Raw genomic sequence first — 18,855 nt, 5'->3', positions numbered from 1 at the left:
TAATGCAGAATTATAAAGATAAAACTGAACTGATCGAAGAGATAAAGAAACGATATTTTCTATATGATGAGGAGTTCAATGATATTAAAGAAGAAGAAAAAGATGTATTAAAACCTGATGTTGACAAAACGCCATCACAAAATATATCATATCAGATTGGCTGGACTCGCCTCCTACTTCAGTGGGAGGCTGATGAAAAGAAAGGAGTTGAAGTAAAAACACCTACTCCTGAATACAAATGGAATAATCTAAAGGGATTATATCAATCTTTTTATGAGCAATATGGTTCTTACAGCTTAACTGAGCAAAGAGAACTTTTGCAAAAACAGGTCAATGAAATTATAGAATGGATTGAAAGTATCGATGATAAAATCCTGTTTGAGCCCGAACAAAGAAAATGGGCAACTACACCTGCAAAATGGGCTGTCTGGAAATGGATACATATTAATACAGTCGCTCCTTTTAAAAACTTTAGAACGCAGCTAAGGAAATGGAAGAAGAATCAGATATAAAACTGTTTTACACTTCCTTTCATTAATCTTAATAAATAGCCACAAATACACAAATGAAATGATTCGTGTATTCGTGGCTAAAAAATAAAAGACTATTTCATTTTAGAAATAGTCTTTTATAATATTATTACTTTAATGAAGTGGCTATGCCAGTTTCATCAAAAGATTCTCATCTATTTTCTCAACTTTCACAATATTATTTTTTGTCAAAGTCTTAGAAGCTTTATCCCACTTCTTACCAGATAACTGACTTCTTTCCTTTACTTCAGCTAAAGACATCGCCTCTTCCTGGGAATTAAGGATTTCAAGGATTACTTTTTCATCTTCTCCCAATTCAATTTGAGGAACCGCTTTTTCCGGTCTCATCTGAGGGAAGAATAGCACTTCCTGGATTGAAGCATTATTCGTTAAGAACATGATCAATCTATCCATACCGATTCCTAATCCTGATGTAGGTGGCATACCATATTCAAGCGCTCTTAAGAAGTCCTGATCAATGAACATTGCCTCGTCATCCCCTCTTTCAGATAAAGCCATCTGAGCTTCAAAACGCTCTCTCTGATCAATAGGGTCATTAAGCTCCGAATAAGCATTTGCGATTTCTTTACCACAAACCATCAATTCAAAACGCTCAGTTAAACCTTCTTTGCTTCTGTGTTTCTTAGTCAGTGGAGACATTTCAACAGGATAATCCGTAATGAAAGTCGGTTGGATGAAGTTTCCTTCACACTTTTCACCGAAGATTTCATCAATTAATTTTCCTTTACCCATCGTCTCATTTACTTCAATACCGATAGATTTTGCGAAGTCAAATAATTCCTTCTCCGTCTTTCCGGTAATATCAAAACCTGTGAATTTCAGAATTGCTTCCGTCATAGAAACTCTTGGGTAAGGTGCTTTGAAATCTACTTCATGCTCTCCGAAAGTAGCCGTTGTAGTTCCATTTACCTGAATCGCACAGAATTCTAATAATTTCTCTGTGAAATCCATCATCCAGTTGTAGTCTTTGTAAGCAACATAGATTTCCATTGCTGTAAACTCCGGGTTGTGAGTTCTGTCCATCCCTTCGTTTCTGAAGTTTTTAGAGAACTCATATACTCCGTCAAAACCACCTACGATCAATCTTTTCAGATATAATTCGTTGGCAATTCTTAAATATAATGGAATATCTAAAGCATTGTGGTGCGTGATGAAAGGCTTAGCCGCAGCTCCACCAGGAATAGATTGTAGGATTGGAGTTTCCACTTCAAAATATCCTGCATCGTTGAAGAAAGTTCTCATTGCATTGAACAATTTTGTTCTCTTCACGAAAATTTCTTTTACCTGTGGATTTACCGTTAAATCTACATAACGTTGTCTGTATCTCAATTCCGGATCTGTAAATCCGTCGTGTACAACACCATTTTCGTCTGTTTTTGCCTGAGGTAAAGGACGTAAAGCCTTAGTAAGAAGCGTAAAGTTCTTTACTAAAACCGTCTTCTCACCTACCTGAGTTGTAAACAATTCTCCTTCAATGCCGATAATATCACCGATATCTAAAAGGTGCTTGTAAACTTCATTATATAATTCTTTATCTTCTCCCGGACAGATTTCGTCTCTGTTGAAGTAAACCTGGATTTTTCCTTTAGAATCCTGCAATTCTGCAAAAGAAGCCTTCCCTTGAATTCTGCGTGACATCAATCTACCAGCGATCTTCACCTGTTTACTTTCAGAAAAGTCCTGTTTTATAGATTCTGTAGTATCTGTAATTGTATACTCATCCGCAGGGAACGCATTAATCCCCATTTCAGTCAGCTTATTCAGCTTTTCTCTTCTAATGATTTCTTGTTCTGATAATTGCATTTCTTATTTTTCTAAAAGCGTACAAATTTAGTCATTTTTGACCTGATCGTCAATTGATTTTTTCAGAAATTTTAAAAAGTGGCTAAGATATGGGGAACTAGAGGTTGAGATAAGGGGTGTGGGATTCGAGGTGCGAGGTATGAAGTTCGGAATTTAAGCTATCACTATATTAGGGTAAGCTTTGATCTTTTATATTTTCCTGTCCTGTTTAGGAACAAACGTCCAAACCAGTATTCTGCTTATCTTTTGTCCCTGAGCCATGTCAACTATTTTGAACTCTGCCTTTACCTTTTTTAAAAGCGAAGTCAGTTTAGGCAAATTATCCTTTTTGGAAACCAGACACGTAAACCAAAGAACCTGTGATGAATAGTCCAAACTCTCATTAATCATATTGGTAATGAACCTCAATTCACCTCCTTCACACCATAATTCCGATTGTTGACCTCCAAAATTAAGCAATGATTTCTGACTCTTTGACTTATTTAAATTCCTGTTTTTTCTCATATTTCCTTTTATCATAGACTCTTTTGAATCATGAAAAGGAGGATTACACATAGAAAATGTAAACTTATCTTCGGAACCGATAATATTCTTAAATATATGATTGGAATCAGGTTGATGCAAGAGTTCTATCCCGGATGCCACCTCGGGATTCTGGTCTAAAATATGACGGGCATTTTTTAATGAATCTTCATTGATATCTGTACCAAGCATCTGCCAGCCATAGGATTGATGCGATATTAGAGGATACACAAGATTGGCTCCTACTCCAATATCCAAACCTTTTACAGAAGTTCCTTCCGGGATCTTTCCGTTGTCTTCTGCTAATAAATCCGCAATATAATGTACATAATCAGCTCTTCCTGGAATGGGAGGACAAAGATTGCTATCAGGAATATCCCAGCCTTTAATATTATAAAAGTGTTGTAATAAAGCTTTATTAAGCAGTTTAACAGCTTGTGGAATACTGAAATTGATCGTTCTTGTCTGATAAGCATTGACAAAAACATAGTGATTCAGTTCTGGCACACAAGAAATGAGCTGATCAAAATCATAGGGATTACGATGTAGATTTCTTGTGTGCAGACTGGATTTTTCGGTGGACATGTTTTATTTCTTCTGACTTAAAATATATTCCACCATTTTTTTAGCATCTTCTTTAGACACTTGTGGATGGGCAGCCATTGGGACACCTCCCCAAACTCCACTTCCGCCTTCTATAATCTTGGAAGCCAACAGATCAATATCCTTTTCAGAATATTTACCCGCTATTTCCTGATAAGAAGGTCCTATCATTCTCTCATTGACAGCGTGACATCCGGAACAATCCAATGTTTCGATGATCTGATCACCCGAAAGATTGGATTTTGCCGGAGCTGACACAGGCGCAGCATCGGAAGACGCTACTTCTGCCGTATTTTCTTTTTTAGAACAGGAAAAGATCAAAAGACCTAATGTTCCTGCCAAAAATAAATTTTTCATTATTTTTTCGCTGTAGAATCTGTTTTAGCAGCTTCAGGAGCAGGGGTTGCAGCAGCTGGAGCAGCCGTTTTAGCAGTAGAATCTACAACTGTAGTTGCTTCTGGCTCTTCAAGCATAGTGTTGCTGTCTTGTAATGAATGATCTGCTTTTTTTGAGCAGCTAGCTAATAATAAACCTCCGATAAATGCGATTGCTAATACTTTTTTCATTTTTTCTATAAAATTTAGACAAAAGTATAAAAAATAAGCTTTTAAAACGATGATATATCCCCACTTTAAAGATATTTTTTTGTAATTTTAATGGAATTATAGCTGTTTAATAAGGTGATATTTCTAAATTTAGCCTATGGTTTTAATTTCAAAAATTCTGTTTTTCACCAGCCATCATGGTTTTTATACTGTGATTATTCTTATCATGTTTTTCGGGTTACTTTCAACTTTAACGAAAAAAGCATGGTTTCTGATTCCTATCATTCCTTTAGCCATCTTAAACGGATTTGGCGGACAGTTTTTAAATGCCTGGTTCCTCAATCAGTACGGAGTAGAAAGTACTGCTATCATCACCTCTGATGTAGAAACCAATTCTACATTAAACGAAATGTACATCCACGATTATGAAGCTATTATAAAAAAACAGGATGGAAAATACGTTTCAACCTTTTTCTCTACTACAACGGCTTCTATCTATCCTATCGAAAATGCAATCAGAATTCCACGGTTGGAACAGACTTTTCCTGTTAAGTATATTCCCGGATATGAAAAAAACATTGTTATTCTTTATAATCAGTCTGAAGAAGGGAAAGCAGTACTCAAATACTCAAAACTTGCCCCTGTAAATTCGGCTAGAATTAAGTATGAAGCAGATAAAACGAATAAAGAATTTATCAAGGAATATATCTCAGCCTTAGAAGATTACGTTAATAGCTATGACGATAAAGATTCTAAATTAAAAATTGAAGAATTAAAGCAAGAACTGGAGCTCCTAAAGTGATATATTCCAATATTAATTTTTTGTTTTTTTTGAAGTTTTTTGTTTTTTGTATTAAAAAAAATCTCTACATTTGTCCCATGTTTAATAATAGCAACAATATTTGGTGGTGGCTTTCAAACTCTTCGTCGGGTCTGAAGTTATTGTCATGTTATTAAACCAACAGCAGATATAAACAAAACAATATACAAGGCTTTGACGGATTCCGTTGAAGCCTTTTTTTATTCCTAAAATCTAAAAATAAAACAACAGATGTTTACTCAGAAAATCAAAATAAAAACCGTTTCGAAAAAAACTCTTGGAGATCTTCATACTCCGATGAATATTTATCTGAAAATAAGAGACAAGTTCAGAGATACTATTCTTTTGGAAAGTTCAGACTCAAAAAGTATTGATAATAATTTCTCTTTCATCGCCATCAATGCTGTAGCAGGAATTGAAGTTAAAAACTTAAAAGAATTTGAAATCAAACTTCCTGATTCCTCTCCCGTAAAACAATTCATCACAGACCGCAATATCACTGATATTTTTGAAGATTTCCGCACCATCTTCGACTGTGAGAAAACCGATGATCCTATTGAACAGACTGCGCAAAGTCTTTTCGGATATACAAGTTTTGAAGCGGTCCAGTTTTTTGAGAATGTCAATTTAAAAGCACAAAGTCCAGAGGTAGAAATTCCTATTCTTCGATACAGATTATATCAATATGTAATTGCGATTAATCATTTTAATGATGAAATGTATATTATTGAGAATCAAATGAACGGTGTAAAATCCGAAGTCAACCTTCTGGAAAACCTTATCAAAAATCAAAATACACCTGTTTATCCTTTTGAAAAGAATGGCGAAGAAACGTCAAATATCACCAATGAAGATTACCTTGAACTGGTAAAAACAGCACAAAGACACTGCATGAGAGGTGATGTATTTCAGCTGGTATTAAGCAGAAGATTTGAGCAGAAATTCAAAGGAGACGAGTTTAACGTTTACCGTGCTTTGAGAAATATCAATCCTTCTCCTTATCTGTTTTATTTTGATTATGGAAATTACAAATTATTCGGATCAAGCCCTGAAAGTCAATTAATTATCAAAGATCACAAGGCAATCATCCATCCTATTGCCGGAACTTCCAAAAGAACCGGAAACTTTGAAGCTGATCTTCAAGCTATTGAAGTTTTAAAAAATGATCCAAAAGAAAACGCTGAGCACACCATGCTGGTAGACCTTGCCCGTAATGACCTTGGAAAACTTGGAAAAAATGTTACTGTTACAAAGCTTAAAGAGATACAACTTTTCTCTCATGTCATTCACATGGTAAGTGAAGTAACGGCTGATCTTCCAGAGCAAATCAACCCTCTAGACATGATTTCTGCAACTTTCCCACAGGGAACTTTAAGTGGTGCTCCTAAACATAAAGCTCTTCAACTTATCAATCAATATGAAAAAGATTCCCGTGGATATTATGGGGGCTGTATTGGTATTGTCGGTTTGAATGGAACCTGCAACCAGGCGATTATGATCAGAACATTTCTGAGTAAAAATAATACCCTTTATTATCAGGCTGGAGCCGGTCTTGTTGCAAAATCTGTCCCAGAAAACGAGCTGCAAGAGGTCAACAATAAATTAAATGCCCTGAAAAAAGCAGTTGAAAAAGCAGAAAAAATCGTTGAAAATTAAAAGCAGCAACAAAATTAACTTACAAAAAAAGAAAAAATGAATAACAATACAACCTCTCAACAACCTCAGCTTAAAGTTCTCGTTTTTGACAACTATGACAGCTTTACCTATAATCTTGTTCAGATTATTGAAAGAATACTGAATCAAAAAGTAGACGTGGTAAGAAATGACCAGATCACGCTGGAAGAAGTTAGGAAGTATGATAAAATAATCCTTTCACCTGGTCCCGGAATTCCTGAAGAAGCAGGTATTTTATTGGAATTGATTAAAGAATATGCTCCTACGAAAAGTATTTTAGGAGTGTGTTTAGGACAACAGGCTATTGCGGAAGCTTTTGGAGGAAATCTGATCAACCTTTCTGAAATATTTCATGGGGTGGCTACCACAACAGATTTAGTAAAAGAAGATACTAAACTTTTCAAAAACTTAGCTTCAGGATTAGAAGTAGGAAGATACCACAGTTGGGCGGTAAATCCGGAAAATTTCCCGGAAGAACTGGAAATAACCGCTGTAGATAAGGACGGAATGATCATGGCTTTACAACACAAAACTTATGATGTACACGGAGTACAGTTTCATCCTGAAAGTATTTTAACCCCGGATGGAGAGGTGATTATCCGAAATTTTTTAAATCATTAAAATTATCAATCTCCCTTCCGGTAAAAGTTTAATGGAGAAACGAAGCATGAAAACAATGACACAAGATTCCTCAACAATAAAAACACCCCAAATGAAAGAAATACTGCAATATCTGTTCAATCATAATACTTTATCAAAGTCTGAGGCAAAGGCTATGATGATTGAAATTGCACAGAACAAATTCAATGCTGCGGAAGTAACGGCATTCATCAGTGTTTTTCTGATGCGAAATATTACTTTAAAAGAACTTGAAGGTTTCAGAGAAGCCTTATTACAAATGGCTGTTCCTGTAAATATTGATGCCAATGATGCTATTGATATTGTAGGAACAGGAGGTGACGGAAAAAACACAATCAATATATCAACATTGGCAAGCTTTGTGGTTGCCGGAGCTGGGCAGAAGGTGACAAAACATGGAAATTACGGGGCTTCAACGACCACTGGCTCATCCAATGTGCTGGAAGAGCTTGGATATCAATTCAAGAACAGTTCAGAAGAACTGAATGAGGACCTTGAGAGAGCTAATATCTGCTTTCTCCATGCTCCCTACTTCCACCCTGCCCTTCAATCTGTTGGATTATTGAGGAAATCACTGGGATTAAGAACGTTCTTTAATCTTTTAGGTCCCTTAGTAAACCCGGCAAAGCCTCAATATTCCATGATTGGAGTTTATAACCTTGAGATTGCAAGAATCTATCAGTATCTTCTTCAAAAAGAGGAAAAGGATTTTATCTTAGTACACGGGCTGGATGGTTATGACGAAATCAGCTTAACCCATGACAGCAAGATTATTACTAAAAACGGTGAAGAGATTCACTCTGCGGAAGATCTTGGATTTAATCCGGTGACACTGGAAGATATTAAAGCCGGAAATACCATTCAGGAAACAGCAAAAATTTTCATGAATATTCTGAAAGGAAATGGAACTGAACAACAGAATTCTGTAGTGTTAGCCAATGCATCAGTAGCACTTTATCACACCCATAAATTCGGAACTTATGATAATTGTCTTCTTCTCGCTCAGGAAAGTTTAGAAAGCGGAAAAGCACTAAAGAGTTTTGAACTTTTAATCAATCAGTAATCTAATCATTCAAAACACAGAAAATGAATATACTAGATAAAATTATTGAAAGAAAAAGAGAAGAAATTGCAGTTTCAAAGTCACATACTTCTCTTGAGCAATTGAAAAGTTCTGAGCTATTTGAAAGGAAAAATTATTCATTAAAAGAATCCATTAAAAATAAAAGCGGGATCATTGCTGAATTCAAGAGACAATCTCCATCAAAAGGAATCATTAATAACAATGTTCAGCCTTTGGAAATTGCTTCAGCTTATGAAGGTTTTGGTGCGAGCGGAATTTCTATTCTGACAGATAAAGACTTCTTCGGAGGAAGTTTTGAAGATATTTTAAAGGTAAGAAATCATATTAATATTCCTATTCTGAGAAAAGATTTTATGATTGATGAATACCAGTTTTATGAAGCTAAAAGTATAGGTGCAGATGTTATTTTACTGATTGCAGCATGTCTTTCTCCTAATCAGGTTCAGGAATTTACAGAACTTGCCCATCAACTGGATATGGAAGTTCTATTGGAAATTCACACAGAAGAAGAACTGAAACATTTTAATTCAGAAATTGATTTAGTAGGAATAAACAATAGAAACCTGAAAGATTTTAAAGTGGATTTACAACATTCCGTTCAGTTGAAAGATCAGCTTCCAAAAGATACTTTATCCGTGGCAGAAAGTGGAATTTATGCTCTTGAAGATTTTCATTTTTTGAAGGAAAAAGGATTTGACGGTTTTCTGATGGGAGAATATTTCATGAGAAATCCTAATCCGGCAAAAGCATTTGAAGAGTTTTCTTTATCAATCTGAAAATGAATTGATCTCTGAACTAGTACAAATCAATATCTATGAATGAGCAACCAACAAATAATATTTTCCCTGAACTCAAAGTCTGTGGTTTAACCAATCCAGAACAAATTCAGGAATTGATTTCCATGAAAGTAAATTTTCTAGGTTTTATCTTCTACCAAAAATCGCCGAGATACGTTTTGAACCATTTGAGTCTTGACCATATTTCAAAGATTGATCATCAGGGAAAAGTGGGCGTTTTTGTCAATGAAACGGCAGAAAAAATTGTGGAGACGGCAAAAAAGGGAAAGCTCAATTTTATTCAGTTACATGGTGATGAAGATGATAAATTTATCAATGACCTAAGAGAAAGATTATCTTCTGATGTTAAAATAATCAAGGTCATCAGAATCGGGAATGAAATGAGTGAGAACAGAGAGAAAATAGAACAGATTTTCACTCAAACAACAAACTGTAATATACAACCTATTGACTATTATCTATTTGACACAGACAGCAAGGCATTTGGAGGAACGGGACAACAGTTTGACTGGAATTTATTAAATGAGTTTGAAATCCCACTACCCTATTTTCTAAGTGGAGGCATTTCAGAAGAGAATATCAAAAATATTGAATCATTGCGCCAAAAACCTTTCGCGCTAGACATCAATTCAAAATTTGAAACAGCTCCAGGTGATAAAAATATAGATAAAATAAAAACATTCAAAACAATCATCCCAATGAGTCCCAACGGGACGTTTTAACCTAGAATTGGAAATATTCCAATTAATATTAATGATAAACCATTCATCAATATAAATACAAACCACAAAAAAACACAAATGCCGCAATCATTAGTCAAAAATTACATCCATATTGTATTCAGTACAAAATACAGGAATGATTTTATCGATGAAAACATAGAAAAAGAATTGTATGCCTACATCGCCAAATTATGTAAAGATTTCGAAAGCTATGCATTACAGATCGGAGGAACAGACAATCATATTCATATTCTTTGTAGACTGTCCAGGAAGATTGCATTAATGAAATTGGTTCAGGAAATAAAGGCACATTCTTCAAAATGGATCAAAACAAAAGGTAAGAAATACGAAAATTTCTTTTGGCAGGATGGTTATGGTGCGTTTTCTGTGGGTGAAAAGGATGTTTATATTGTGACAAAATATATTAAAAATCAACGCCAACATCATCAAAAACAGGATTTTAAAAATGAATTTATTGGAATGCTGGAAAAACATCAAATGGATTATGATGAAAAATTTTTATGGGATTGATATTATGGAATATATTGATACGTTATTGATACATTGATAACGTTGATAACATTGAAAGAAAGGATTCCATCCTTTCCTATAGATAAATCGTCCCTTTGGGACTCTTTGTTAACTTTGATTATAAATACCAATCATGAAATATCAGATAAAACAAACCAATGAATTAACAGAACAGGAAATAGAACATATCCTTCAGCTTTGGGACATTTCTGCATGGAATACGATGAAATCTGCCTTTTTCCGTACATTTTTTAAAGATTCGGAATTTCATTTTCTTGTAGATCTTCAGCAAAACATTCTGGCTGTTATTCGTCTTAATTTTGACTTTACGTTGGAAATTTCCGGGAAACCATATGCTTATGCAGAAGCAGTTGGGTTAGTGGCTGCTCAAAAGAAAAAAGGATACGGAGCTCTGCTGGTTCAGTATTTTAAAGAAAATGTTACCCAAAGGAATAGGGAAACTATAGGGTTTTGTCATGAAAACCTTCGTCCGTTTTATGAAAAATGTGATGTGGAAATATTATTTGACAAGGCAAAATCAATCAAAGAAAATGCTGGTTCTGAATGGATCAATGCTGAAGACGATGATATTTTACTATTTTATATCTCACAAGAGAAAAAAGAACAACTGAGTACGCTGAGTACTGAAAATAATGCTTATTTAATTACTAAAGAATAAAGAAATGAATTATAAAAACCCTGATGAACATGGATATTATGGAGAATTTGGAGGTGCTTTTATCCCCGAAATGCTTTATCCGAATGTAGAGGAATTACAAAAGAACTATCTTGAAATCATAGAGTCTGAAGATTTTCAGAGTGAATATCAGGATCTTCTTACCAACTATGTAGGTAGAGCTACTCCACTCTATTTCGCTAAAAATCTAAGTCAAAAATACAATACTCAGATCTATTTAAAACGTGAAGACCTGAATCATACGGGTGCTCATAAAATTAATAACGCATTAGGGCAAGTACTTCTGGCAAAGCGCCTTGGAAAAACAAGAATCATCGCTGAAACCGGCGCCGGACAACATGGAGTTGCCACTGCAACGGCATGCGCATTACTTGGTTTGGAGTGCATCGTTTATATGGGAGAAATTGATATCCAGAGACAGGCTCCCAATGTAGCAAGAATGAAAATGCTTGGGGCAGAAGTTATTGCTGCTACTTCAGGTTCGAAGACATTAAAAGATGCTGTGAATGAAGCTTTAAGAGATTGGATAAACAATCCGATTACTACTCATTATGTGATTGGTAGCGTGGTAGGACCTCATCCTTTCCCGGATCTTGTGGCACGATTTCAAAGTATTATTTCAAAAGAGATCAAAGAACAGCTAAACGAGAAAATCGGGAGAGAAAATCCTGATTATGTGATTGCCTGTGTAGGTGGCGGAAGTAATGCTGCCGGAACATTCTATCATTTTGTAGAAGAAAAAGATGTAAAAATCATTGCTGCGGAAGCCGGTGGTTTAGGAGTAGATTCCGGAAAATCTGCCGCAACTACTTTCTTAGGAACATTGGGCGTTCTTCACGGAAGTAAAAGCCTTGTGATGCAAACTGAAGACGGACAGGTGATTGAGCCACATTCTATTTCTGCCGGATTAGATTACCCGGGAATAGGACCGTTCCATGCTCATTTATTTAAGGAAAAAAGAGCTGAGTTTTTCAGTATCAATGATGATGAAGCTTTAAAATGTGCTTTTGAATTAACGAAACTGGAAGGAATCATTCCTGCCTTGGAAAGTTCACATGCACTTGCTGTTTTAGATAAAAAAACATTCAACGAAGACGATGTGGTAGTGATCTGTCTGAGTGGTCGTGGCGATAAGGATATGGAAACCTATTTGAAAAATCTGTAAAAAGTATCGTTAGAAAATGATTTTAAAACGATTTTTCACATCATTAATTTAATACAAAATGAAAAAGCTAAATATATATTTCACCGCAGGAATTCCACAACTGGAAGATACTGCAGACATTATACAACTGATTCAGGATTCCGGAGCAGATATGATTGAGATCGGAATGCCTTATTCTGATCCTGTAGCAGACGGACCTATAATTCAAAAGGCACACGAACTGGCATTACACAACGGAATGACCATTGAAAAACTATTCTCACAATTAAAAACAGTTAAAGATAAAATCAATGTTCCTATTATTCTGATGGGATATATCAATCCTGTATTAAGTTTTGGATTTGAAAAATTCTGCAGAGAATGTTCGGAAAGTGGTGTTTCGGGATTAATTCTTCCTGACCTTCCTCCTATTGAATTTGAAAAAAATTATCAGCAGATCCTGAAACAATACAATCTTAATTTCACATTTTTAGTGACTCCGGAAACTTCGGATGAAAGGATACAATATCTGGATTCTTTAAGCTCAGGTTTCCTTTATGCAGTAAGTTCCTCTTCTACTACCGGAAATGAAAATACAGTTTTGAAAAACGAAAATTATCTGTCCAGGTTAGCAGACCTTCCTCTTAAAAATCCTGTCATGATAGGATTCGGGATCAAATCAAAAGAAGATTTTGAAAATGTGACTGAAAAAGCAGACGGCGGAATCATTGGAACTGCTTTTGTAAACGTTCTTCTTCAGGATAAAGATTGGAAGAAAAATGCCATAGATTTTATCCATTCCATAAAAGGGTAAAAATCACTAAATTTGTATATCAAAAATTGAAATGAATACAAATCAAAATAAAGCAGTAGAATTTGAAGATTTAGGCATCAAAGAATATCAGCCCGCTTGGGATTATCAGGAAAAACTGATGAAGGATATTATTGACACCAAGATAAAAAACAGAGACTTACCTGCAGAAGAACATATTACGACTCCCAACCACCTTCTTTTTGTAGAACACCCACACGTGTACACTCTTGGAAAAAGTGGTCATGAAGAGAATATGCTTGCCGGAATTGATAAATTAAAAGAACTTGAGGCTACCTATGTAAAAACTAATCGTGGTGGAGATATTACCTATCACGGCTTTGGGCAGATCGTAGGGTATCCTGTTCTTGATCTTGAAAATTTCTTTACGGACATTCATTTATATATGAGGAATCTGGAAGAAGTAATCATCAGAACGATTGGTGAATATGGTCTTAAAGGAGAACGTTCCCCAGGAGAAACAGGTGTATGGCTGGATGTAGGTAAACCTTATGCCAGAAAAATCTGTGCAATGGGTGTGAAAGCTTCCCGATGGGTTACTTTACACGGTTTTGCTTTAAATATCAATACTGATATGCGTTATTTTGAATACATTATTCCGTGTGGAATCAAAGATAAACAGGTTACTTCCTTAAAAAGAGAACTTGAAAGAGAATTGACTCCTGAAGAAATGGAAGATATAAAAGGCAAAATCAGAAAGCATTTTGCTGATGTTTTTCAGGCTGAACTGATCTACAAATAAACCCAAACAAAACATACTTTCCCTATGTATCTGTAATAATGATGCATAGGGATATTTTTTATCCATAATTCATTGACGATAAAAAATTATCTCTTAATAAATTTGACAAGCTTTTTGAAAAGGAGCTTTCAGAAAAATCATTAACAGACAGAATAATGACATATAATCGTTACATCTACTGCTTTTATTTGAAATAAAATTTCACAATTTTAACATATCAATTATTATTTTTTTGCAAAATTCCTTGCATATGTTTTATTTTTTCATAATTTTAATATCACTAAATAGTGAATAAGAATTTACTGTTTAGAGTAAAATCATAACCACCAAAATATTAAAAACTATGAAAAAAATTTTGCTATCCCTGATGGTATTTGTATCAGTACTATCTATTAATTCCTGTTCAGAATCAAGTGCTAATCAGGAAGTCGTAAATTCCGAATCAAAGGAAATTGTAATGAAAGACTTTGGACGAACTGTTCCGGTTGGGATTGATAAAGAAGGTGATCAATTTAGAGTTTCCTTTATTCTTTCGGCTCAGCCTTATATGATTAAAGATACAAAGGAAAATGAAGTCTTTATTTCCATGATCAGCGAGGCTGTAAAAAATGAATCTCCTGTTCGTATTTCCCTTAAAGGTAATTCCAATGAGATTGCAAAAGTGGAAAGTCCTTCCATGGAAGACGTTCGCTTCTTTAAGTCTACCCTTACAAAAGAGGTAAAAACTGAAAAAGGAGCTGCTAACAGACTTGCGAGTGTTATTCCTGATGTGGCAACTTTAAACAGTTTATTTACTCAAATTAAAAACCAATCCTGTGGAACTACTACAGCATCTTCACCTTGCATCACTTTCAGATATCCTGTAGACGGATGCTATGCAAGAGCTCACAAAATGAGACAAATTCTGAACAATGCCGGATATGAATGTGAAAAGCAATTCGTATATGGTAATTTAAGAGCTTCTACTGGTACTTGTTGTGTATCATGGGTATATCACGTTGCGATTCTTGTAAGCTTCAAAAATGCTTCCGGAGTCGTGGAAAAAAGAATTATAGATCCTTCATTAAATTCAGCTGGTCCTATCACGGATACAGCATGGAGAGCAGCATGTACCAACTCTACGTGTGGTTCTACTTCTGTTTCTTCTTATGCCAATACACCTGGAAATGTATATTACAGAAGTACATCAGGGTCCTTATTATATGATAACAATCTGGTAAATACCAACTGTACATTAACGGCATTCTCAGCACTATCAGGCTGTTCAGCGCCGGTACCTAGTACAGCACATTGTGGATTCTAACTAACTTTTTATATAGCTCCTGCATTTATTCATATATTGCAGGAGCTTTTTACCTAATAATTTTCTATTATGAAAGCCTGGACCTATTTATTATTACTGTTCACCATGATCACATCCTGTTCATCCAACTCTGAGTCTCAGAAACTCATCTGGTATAATAATGCTACCATCAACAATATCCTTGAAGATCCTGATAAACCGGAAGAAGTTGTACGTGTAGCCATTGGAATAAGTGCGCAGGTATTTTATATTTCAAAAAAATCTCCGGATTATAAAACAATGATGGAAAAGGTTGATCTAAGCTTCAAAAAAGGAAAAACCTATAATATAGGCGTTGAAAGCAAAACCAATATCATCAAAGAGATCAATGAGGTGAAATAATCTTTATTCAAATTTTATCTTATCACAGATATTCCAGCATCTACTTTAATTTCCGCACCGTGGATATAAGAGGCATCTTCGGAAGCAAGAAATAATACAACATTAGCAATTTCAGCAGGTTCGCCCTGTCTTTTAAAAGGAATTGTAGGGATAATATCCTGAACAGCACCTTCAATTTGCTCCTGCGTTAAGCCTGTATTATTAAAAATATTGGTTTTAATATGTCCCGGACTTATTCCATTCACGCGGATTCCTCTTTCCGTAAGCTCTAATGTAAATGTTTTAATGAAAGACTGTACCGCGGATTTTGCTGCTGAATACACTGAGAAATTGTGCATTGCTATTTCTGTAGCAACAGATGTATTGAAGATTATTGAACTTCCTCTTTTCATGAGTGGCAATATTTGTTGAACCGTAAAAAAAGGTCCTTTTACCAATACATTAAAGAGTTCATCGAATTGTTCTTCTCCCACCTGTTCAATAGAAGCAAATTTTCCATAACCAGCATTGGCAAAGATTACATCTATCTCTTCCGTATATTTCATAATTTCTTCTCGCAGATTCATCAGATCTTTCATCCTCCCAGAATCAGATACTATTCCATATGCTCTATCCCCTAATTTCTCTAAAGCATTATTAACAGTTTTTTCACTTCTTCCTGTAATAATTGCAATTCCACCTTCTTCAATAAATCGTTGCGCTGTCGCAAACCCCATTCCATTGGTTCCTCCTGTAATCAAAGCTGTTTTGTTTTTAAATTTCTGCATTGTTTCTTGTTTTTAAATTCTATTACAAAGATTGAAATAACACTCCTCCAAAAAAATCCGAATCGTGTGGAAGTTCATTCAAAGCTTGATTATTTTTTTATAAATATTTTAAAACCAAAAAAGCTGTTATTTACCCACCAACAGAAAGATTTTCACAGTTTATTATCCTCGTTTTTTATACTTAATAAAATTGGCATCAATAAAATTTTTTAAAATTAAATTGCACACAATATAAATTATTGTATATTTGCAATGTCATTTCGATTGAATCTTTTTCAAAATCAATAAAATGACGGAAGTAGTTTAATTTAAAAACCAAAAGAAAATGTCATTAATAGAAAATTTAAACTGGAGACATGCGGTAAAAGCATACGATCCGACAAAAAAAGTATCAACAGAAGATTTAAATAAAATTCTTGAAGCAGCAAGACTGGCTCCCACTTCATCAGGATTACAGCCTTTCCGCGTTATTGTAGTGGAAAATCAGGAATTGAAAGAAAAAATGGTTGCCGGAGCTTTAAATCCTGAAGTAATGAGAGATTCTTCTCATGTTTTGGTTTTTGCAGCGTGGGATAGTTACTCTAATGAGAAAATCGACAAAGTATATGATTATCATACTGATGTAAGAGATCTTCCAAGAGGACGTTTCGGTAGCTACACTGATAAAATTAAAGAAATGTACGGAGCGCAAACTCCAGAGGAACATTTTGCACATACAGCACGCCAGACATATATTGCTTTAGGAATTGCCCTTGCACAAGCGGCTGAACTTAAAATTGACAGCACACCGGCAGAAGGATTCAGTAATGCAGTAGTAGATGAAGTACTTGGTTTAAAAGAGCTAGGATTAAAAAGTGTAAGTCTTTTATACCTTGGATACCGTGATGACGCTAATGACTGGCTGTCTTCTATGAAAAAAGTCCGTATTCCAATGGATGAGTTTATCATTAAAAAGTAATACCTTCACGAATCTTTCGTACTCAAACTTATGGAAAATTCAAATACCCCAAAACTAGAAAACCAAATCTGTTTCCCATTGTATGTAATTGCCAAGGAAATCACAGGGCTTTATCGTCCTTTTCTTGATGAACTGGAGATTACCTATCCTCAATATCTTGTAATGATGATATTATGGAATGGTGACGGACTTACGGTAAGCCACATCGGGGAAAAATTATTTCTGGATAGTGGAACATTGACACCACTCCTTAAAAGGCTGGAAACCAAAGGGTTTATAGTAAGAAAACGTAAAAAAGAGGACGAACGAGTGGTTGAAGTATTTTTAGCTGATGCCGGAAAAGAGCTACAGAAAAAAGCATGTGCAATTCCTGGAAAAATTCAGGAAAAAATCGGTATCCAACCGGAGGAATTGTTAGAATTAAAAGAAACTGTCCTCAAAATATTAAACAAAATTGAAAAATAAATGAAAACCTTATATACAACAAAAGTTACTGCTACAGGAGGAAGAAACGGACATGTAAAAAGTGAAAACGGAGTTTTAGACCTTGAAGTAAAAATGCCTAAAGCATTAGGGGGAGCAAATGATAACTTCACCAATCCGGAAATGCTTTTTGCTGCAGGATATTCTGCATGTTTTGACAGCGCATTGAACAGAGTAATCAGTTTAGGAAAAGTAAAAACTGGCGAAACAACTGTTACAGCACAGGTAAGTATTGGACAAATTGAAAACGGAGGCTTTGGATTAGCTGTAGAACTTGATGTGAATATTCCGGGAGTTTCTATTGAAGAAGCACAAGGTTTAACTGAAAAAGCACACCAGATCTGTCCTTATTCTAATGCGACAAGAAATAATATTGAAGTGAAACTTTCAGTAACGAACAACGATTAATCCAATTTTTTTAATCATATTTATGAAATGATCTGTTTCGGATTCGAAACAGATCATTTTGTATTCTAATGTATATTGATAGGAAACAAAATGGTTATATTTCTCACACAAGTTTTTGTAACTTGCAGAAACAGGGCTAATATAAATGGTAGATGAGAAAAAATCCATTATAACTATGAATTTAAAACAGTTACACACTCAATGAAGTTTATCATAAATATAGTATTTCTGACTTTCGTTTTTAGCTGTACAAGAACTCAGAAGGAAGAGAAAAAGGAATTCATTTCAAGGGAATATTTCAGTGTATCTGAATTTAGTAAAAAGATAGACAGCCTAAAATCCAATGCTGTTAAAGCCGATTCTTTAATTCCCATGATGCCAAAAGAAGAAAAGAGACTGAACAATGATTATTTTCAAGGCAGTATTCATTTTTTAATTCTTGATGAAGATAATTCCTATTATGCCATTAACTCTCTTGAACCCCAAATTTCAATGTGCGGAGTTTCACCAGAGCTTTCAAAACAGGATTCCCTTGATTATATCAGCAATAGCAATCAAATTACTGATAGAATTCAACCAATAAAGACCTCAGAAATAACAAAAATTCTGAAAAAACATAAACCTGCTATCCTCAACTCATACAATAATTCTCCTCTTATCATTTCTTTCGCTTTAAAAAAAGATACTCTAAAAGGACCAACTGTATACAATATTATTAGCTTTATGGAAAAAGATAAAATGCAATTGTATACTTTTCGAAGAATGAATGAGTATGAGCTGATAAAAGCAAAATAACATTCTACTTATTGTTAATTAAAATTATAGAATAAACACAGATTATTGTATCTA

Annotated in this window: 23 protein-coding genes; 18 read left to right on the top strand and 5 right to left on the bottom strand. The window is 34.7% G+C overall.

Annotation, left to right across the window (positions count from 1 at the left end):
• Positions 1 to 2: 2 nt before the first annotated feature.
• Positions 3 to 512: a ClbS/DfsB family four-helix bundle protein gene (locus tag BBI01_RS06455; protein WP_065393852.1), complete on the top strand. Its 510-nt coding sequence runs from the start codon at positions 3 to 5 to the stop codon at positions 510 to 512.
• Between the two features lie 144 nt (positions 513 to 656).
• Here the strand turns inward: BBI01_RS06455 and lysS are convergent, their stop codons facing one another.
• From lysS to BBI01_RS06435, 4 genes are all read right to left on the bottom strand, one after another.
• Positions 657 to 2,354, bottom strand: a complete 1,698-nt coding sequence (lysS, locus tag BBI01_RS06450; protein ID WP_065393851.1) for a lysine--tRNA ligase — start codon at positions 2,352 to 2,354, stop codon at positions 657 to 659.
• Between the two features lie 189 nt (positions 2,355 to 2,543).
• Positions 2,544 to 3,461 carry a 23S rRNA (adenine(1618)-N(6))-methyltransferase RlmF gene (gene rlmF / locus BBI01_RS06445; protein WP_065393850.1) on the bottom strand — a complete coding sequence of 306 codons (918 nt, stop codon included), beginning with the start codon at positions 3,459 to 3,461 and terminating at the stop codon, positions 2,544 to 2,546.
• Between the two features lie 3 nt (positions 3,462 to 3,464).
• Positions 3,465 to 3,836 (bottom strand): c-type cytochrome, encoded by a 372-nt coding sequence (locus tag BBI01_RS06440; RefSeq protein ID WP_065393849.1) that lies wholly within the window; start codon positions 3,834 to 3,836, stop codon positions 3,465 to 3,467.
• Positions 3,836 to 4,045 (bottom strand): hypothetical protein, encoded by a 210-nt coding sequence (locus BBI01_RS06435; protein WP_065393848.1) that lies wholly within the window; start codon positions 4,043 to 4,045, stop codon positions 3,836 to 3,838. The genes BBI01_RS06440 and BBI01_RS06435 overlap by 1 nt, the downstream gene beginning before the upstream one ends.
• Positions 4,046 to 4,181: 136 nt before the next feature.
• Here BBI01_RS06435 and BBI01_RS06430 point away from each other — a divergent pair, with 136 nt between their 5' ends.
• The 13 genes from BBI01_RS06430 to BBI01_RS06370 all read left to right on the top strand — a co-directional run bounded on the left by BBI01_RS06430 (position 4,182) and on the right by BBI01_RS06370 (position 15,390).
• Positions 4,182 to 4,826, top strand: coding sequence for a hypothetical protein (locus BBI01_RS06430; RefSeq protein WP_065393847.1), 645 nt, complete (start codon positions 4,182 to 4,184; stop codon positions 4,824 to 4,826).
• Between the two features lie 249 nt (positions 4,827 to 5,075).
• Positions 5,076 to 6,500: an anthranilate synthase component I family protein gene (locus tag BBI01_RS06425; protein WP_065393846.1), complete on the top strand. Its 1,425-nt coding sequence runs from the start codon at positions 5,076 to 5,078 to the stop codon at positions 6,498 to 6,500.
• 36 nt (positions 6,501 to 6,536) lie between these two features.
• On the top strand, positions 6,537 to 7,139 hold the full coding sequence (locus BBI01_RS06420; RefSeq protein ID WP_065393845.1) for an anthranilate synthase component II: 603 nt from the start codon (positions 6,537 to 6,539) through the stop codon (positions 7,137 to 7,139).
• A 91-nt stretch (positions 7,140 to 7,230) separates the two neighbouring features.
• Positions 7,231 to 8,220, top strand: a complete 990-nt coding sequence (gene trpD / locus BBI01_RS06415) for an anthranilate phosphoribosyltransferase (RefSeq protein WP_065394142.1) — start codon at positions 7,231 to 7,233, stop codon at positions 8,218 to 8,220.
• A gap of 23 nt (positions 8,221 to 8,243) precedes the next feature.
• Positions 8,244 to 9,017, top strand: coding sequence for an indole-3-glycerol phosphate synthase TrpC (gene trpC / locus BBI01_RS06410; protein ID WP_065393844.1), 774 nt, complete (start codon positions 8,244 to 8,246; stop codon positions 9,015 to 9,017).
• Positions 9,018 to 9,055: 38 nt separating this feature from the next.
• On the top strand, positions 9,056 to 9,760 hold the full coding sequence (locus BBI01_RS06405) for a phosphoribosylanthranilate isomerase (RefSeq protein WP_065393843.1): 705 nt from the start codon (positions 9,056 to 9,058) through the stop codon (positions 9,758 to 9,760).
• Between the two features lie 78 nt (positions 9,761 to 9,838).
• Positions 9,839 to 10,291, top strand: coding sequence for an IS200/IS605 family transposase (gene tnpA / locus BBI01_RS06400; protein ID WP_065393842.1), 453 nt, complete (start codon positions 9,839 to 9,841; stop codon positions 10,289 to 10,291).
• A 133-nt stretch (positions 10,292 to 10,424) separates the two neighbouring features.
• Positions 10,425 to 10,970 carry a GNAT family N-acetyltransferase gene (locus tag BBI01_RS06395; RefSeq protein ID WP_065393841.1) on the top strand — a complete coding sequence of 182 codons (546 nt, stop codon included), beginning with the start codon at positions 10,425 to 10,427 and terminating at the stop codon, positions 10,968 to 10,970.
• Positions 10,971 to 10,974: 4 nt separating this feature from the next.
• On the top strand, positions 10,975 to 12,153 hold the full coding sequence (trpB, locus tag BBI01_RS06390; protein WP_065393840.1) for a tryptophan synthase subunit beta: 1,179 nt from the start codon (positions 10,975 to 10,977) through the stop codon (positions 12,151 to 12,153).
• 58 nt (positions 12,154 to 12,211) lie between these two features.
• Positions 12,212 to 12,946, top strand: coding sequence for a tryptophan synthase subunit alpha (gene trpA, locus BBI01_RS06385; RefSeq protein WP_065393839.1), 735 nt, complete (start codon positions 12,212 to 12,214; stop codon positions 12,944 to 12,946).
• Between the two features lie 31 nt (positions 12,947 to 12,977).
• Positions 12,978 to 13,706: a lipoyl(octanoyl) transferase LipB gene (lipB, locus tag BBI01_RS06380; protein ID WP_065393838.1), complete on the top strand. Its 729-nt coding sequence runs from the start codon at positions 12,978 to 12,980 to the stop codon at positions 13,704 to 13,706.
• Positions 13,707 to 14,049: 343 nt separating this feature from the next.
• Positions 14,050 to 15,009, top strand: coding sequence for a protein-glutamine glutaminase (locus tag BBI01_RS06375; protein WP_123862099.1), 960 nt, complete (start codon positions 14,050 to 14,052; stop codon positions 15,007 to 15,009).
• 69 nt (positions 15,010 to 15,078) lie between these two features.
• Positions 15,079 to 15,390: a hypothetical protein gene (locus BBI01_RS06370; protein ID WP_065393836.1), complete on the top strand. Its 312-nt coding sequence runs from the start codon at positions 15,079 to 15,081 to the stop codon at positions 15,388 to 15,390.
• A gap of 14 nt (positions 15,391 to 15,404) precedes the next feature.
• On the opposite strand, the gene BBI01_RS06365 is transcribed toward BBI01_RS06370, so the two are convergent.
• Positions 15,405 to 16,157 carry an SDR family oxidoreductase gene (locus tag BBI01_RS06365; RefSeq protein ID WP_065393835.1) on the bottom strand — a complete coding sequence of 251 codons (753 nt, stop codon included), beginning with the start codon at positions 16,155 to 16,157 and terminating at the stop codon, positions 15,405 to 15,407.
• 325 nt (positions 16,158 to 16,482) lie between these two features.
• Here BBI01_RS06365 and BBI01_RS06360 point away from each other — a divergent pair, with 325 nt between their 5' ends.
• The 4 genes from BBI01_RS06360 (at position 16,483) to BBI01_RS06345 (ending at position 18,801) form a co-directional block, all read left to right on the top strand.
• A complete protein-coding gene (locus BBI01_RS06360) occupies positions 16,483 to 17,115 on the top strand; it encodes an NAD(P)H-dependent oxidoreductase (RefSeq protein ID WP_065393834.1) in 633 nt (210 codons plus the stop codon).
• Between the two features lie 30 nt (positions 17,116 to 17,145).
• On the top strand, positions 17,146 to 17,580 hold the full coding sequence (locus tag BBI01_RS06355) for a MarR family winged helix-turn-helix transcriptional regulator (protein ID WP_065393833.1): 435 nt from the start codon (positions 17,146 to 17,148) through the stop codon (positions 17,578 to 17,580).
• Complete coding sequence (locus BBI01_RS06350) at positions 17,581 to 18,006, top strand: organic hydroperoxide resistance protein (RefSeq protein WP_065393832.1); 426 nt, start codon at positions 17,581 to 17,583, stop codon at positions 18,004 to 18,006. It abuts the gene before it with no gap.
• Between the two features lie 201 nt (positions 18,007 to 18,207).
• Positions 18,208 to 18,801 (top strand): hypothetical protein, encoded by a 594-nt coding sequence (locus tag BBI01_RS06345; RefSeq protein WP_065393831.1) that lies wholly within the window; start codon positions 18,208 to 18,210, stop codon positions 18,799 to 18,801.
• Positions 18,802 to 18,855 lie beyond the last annotated feature (54 nt).

This window comes from Chryseobacterium artocarpi, assembly GCF_001684975.1.
GTDB classification, from domain to species: domain Bacteria; phylum Bacteroidota; class Bacteroidia; order Flavobacteriales; family Weeksellaceae; genus Chryseobacterium; species Chryseobacterium artocarpi.
This window is presented reverse-complemented; position numbering and strand designations above follow the sequence as displayed.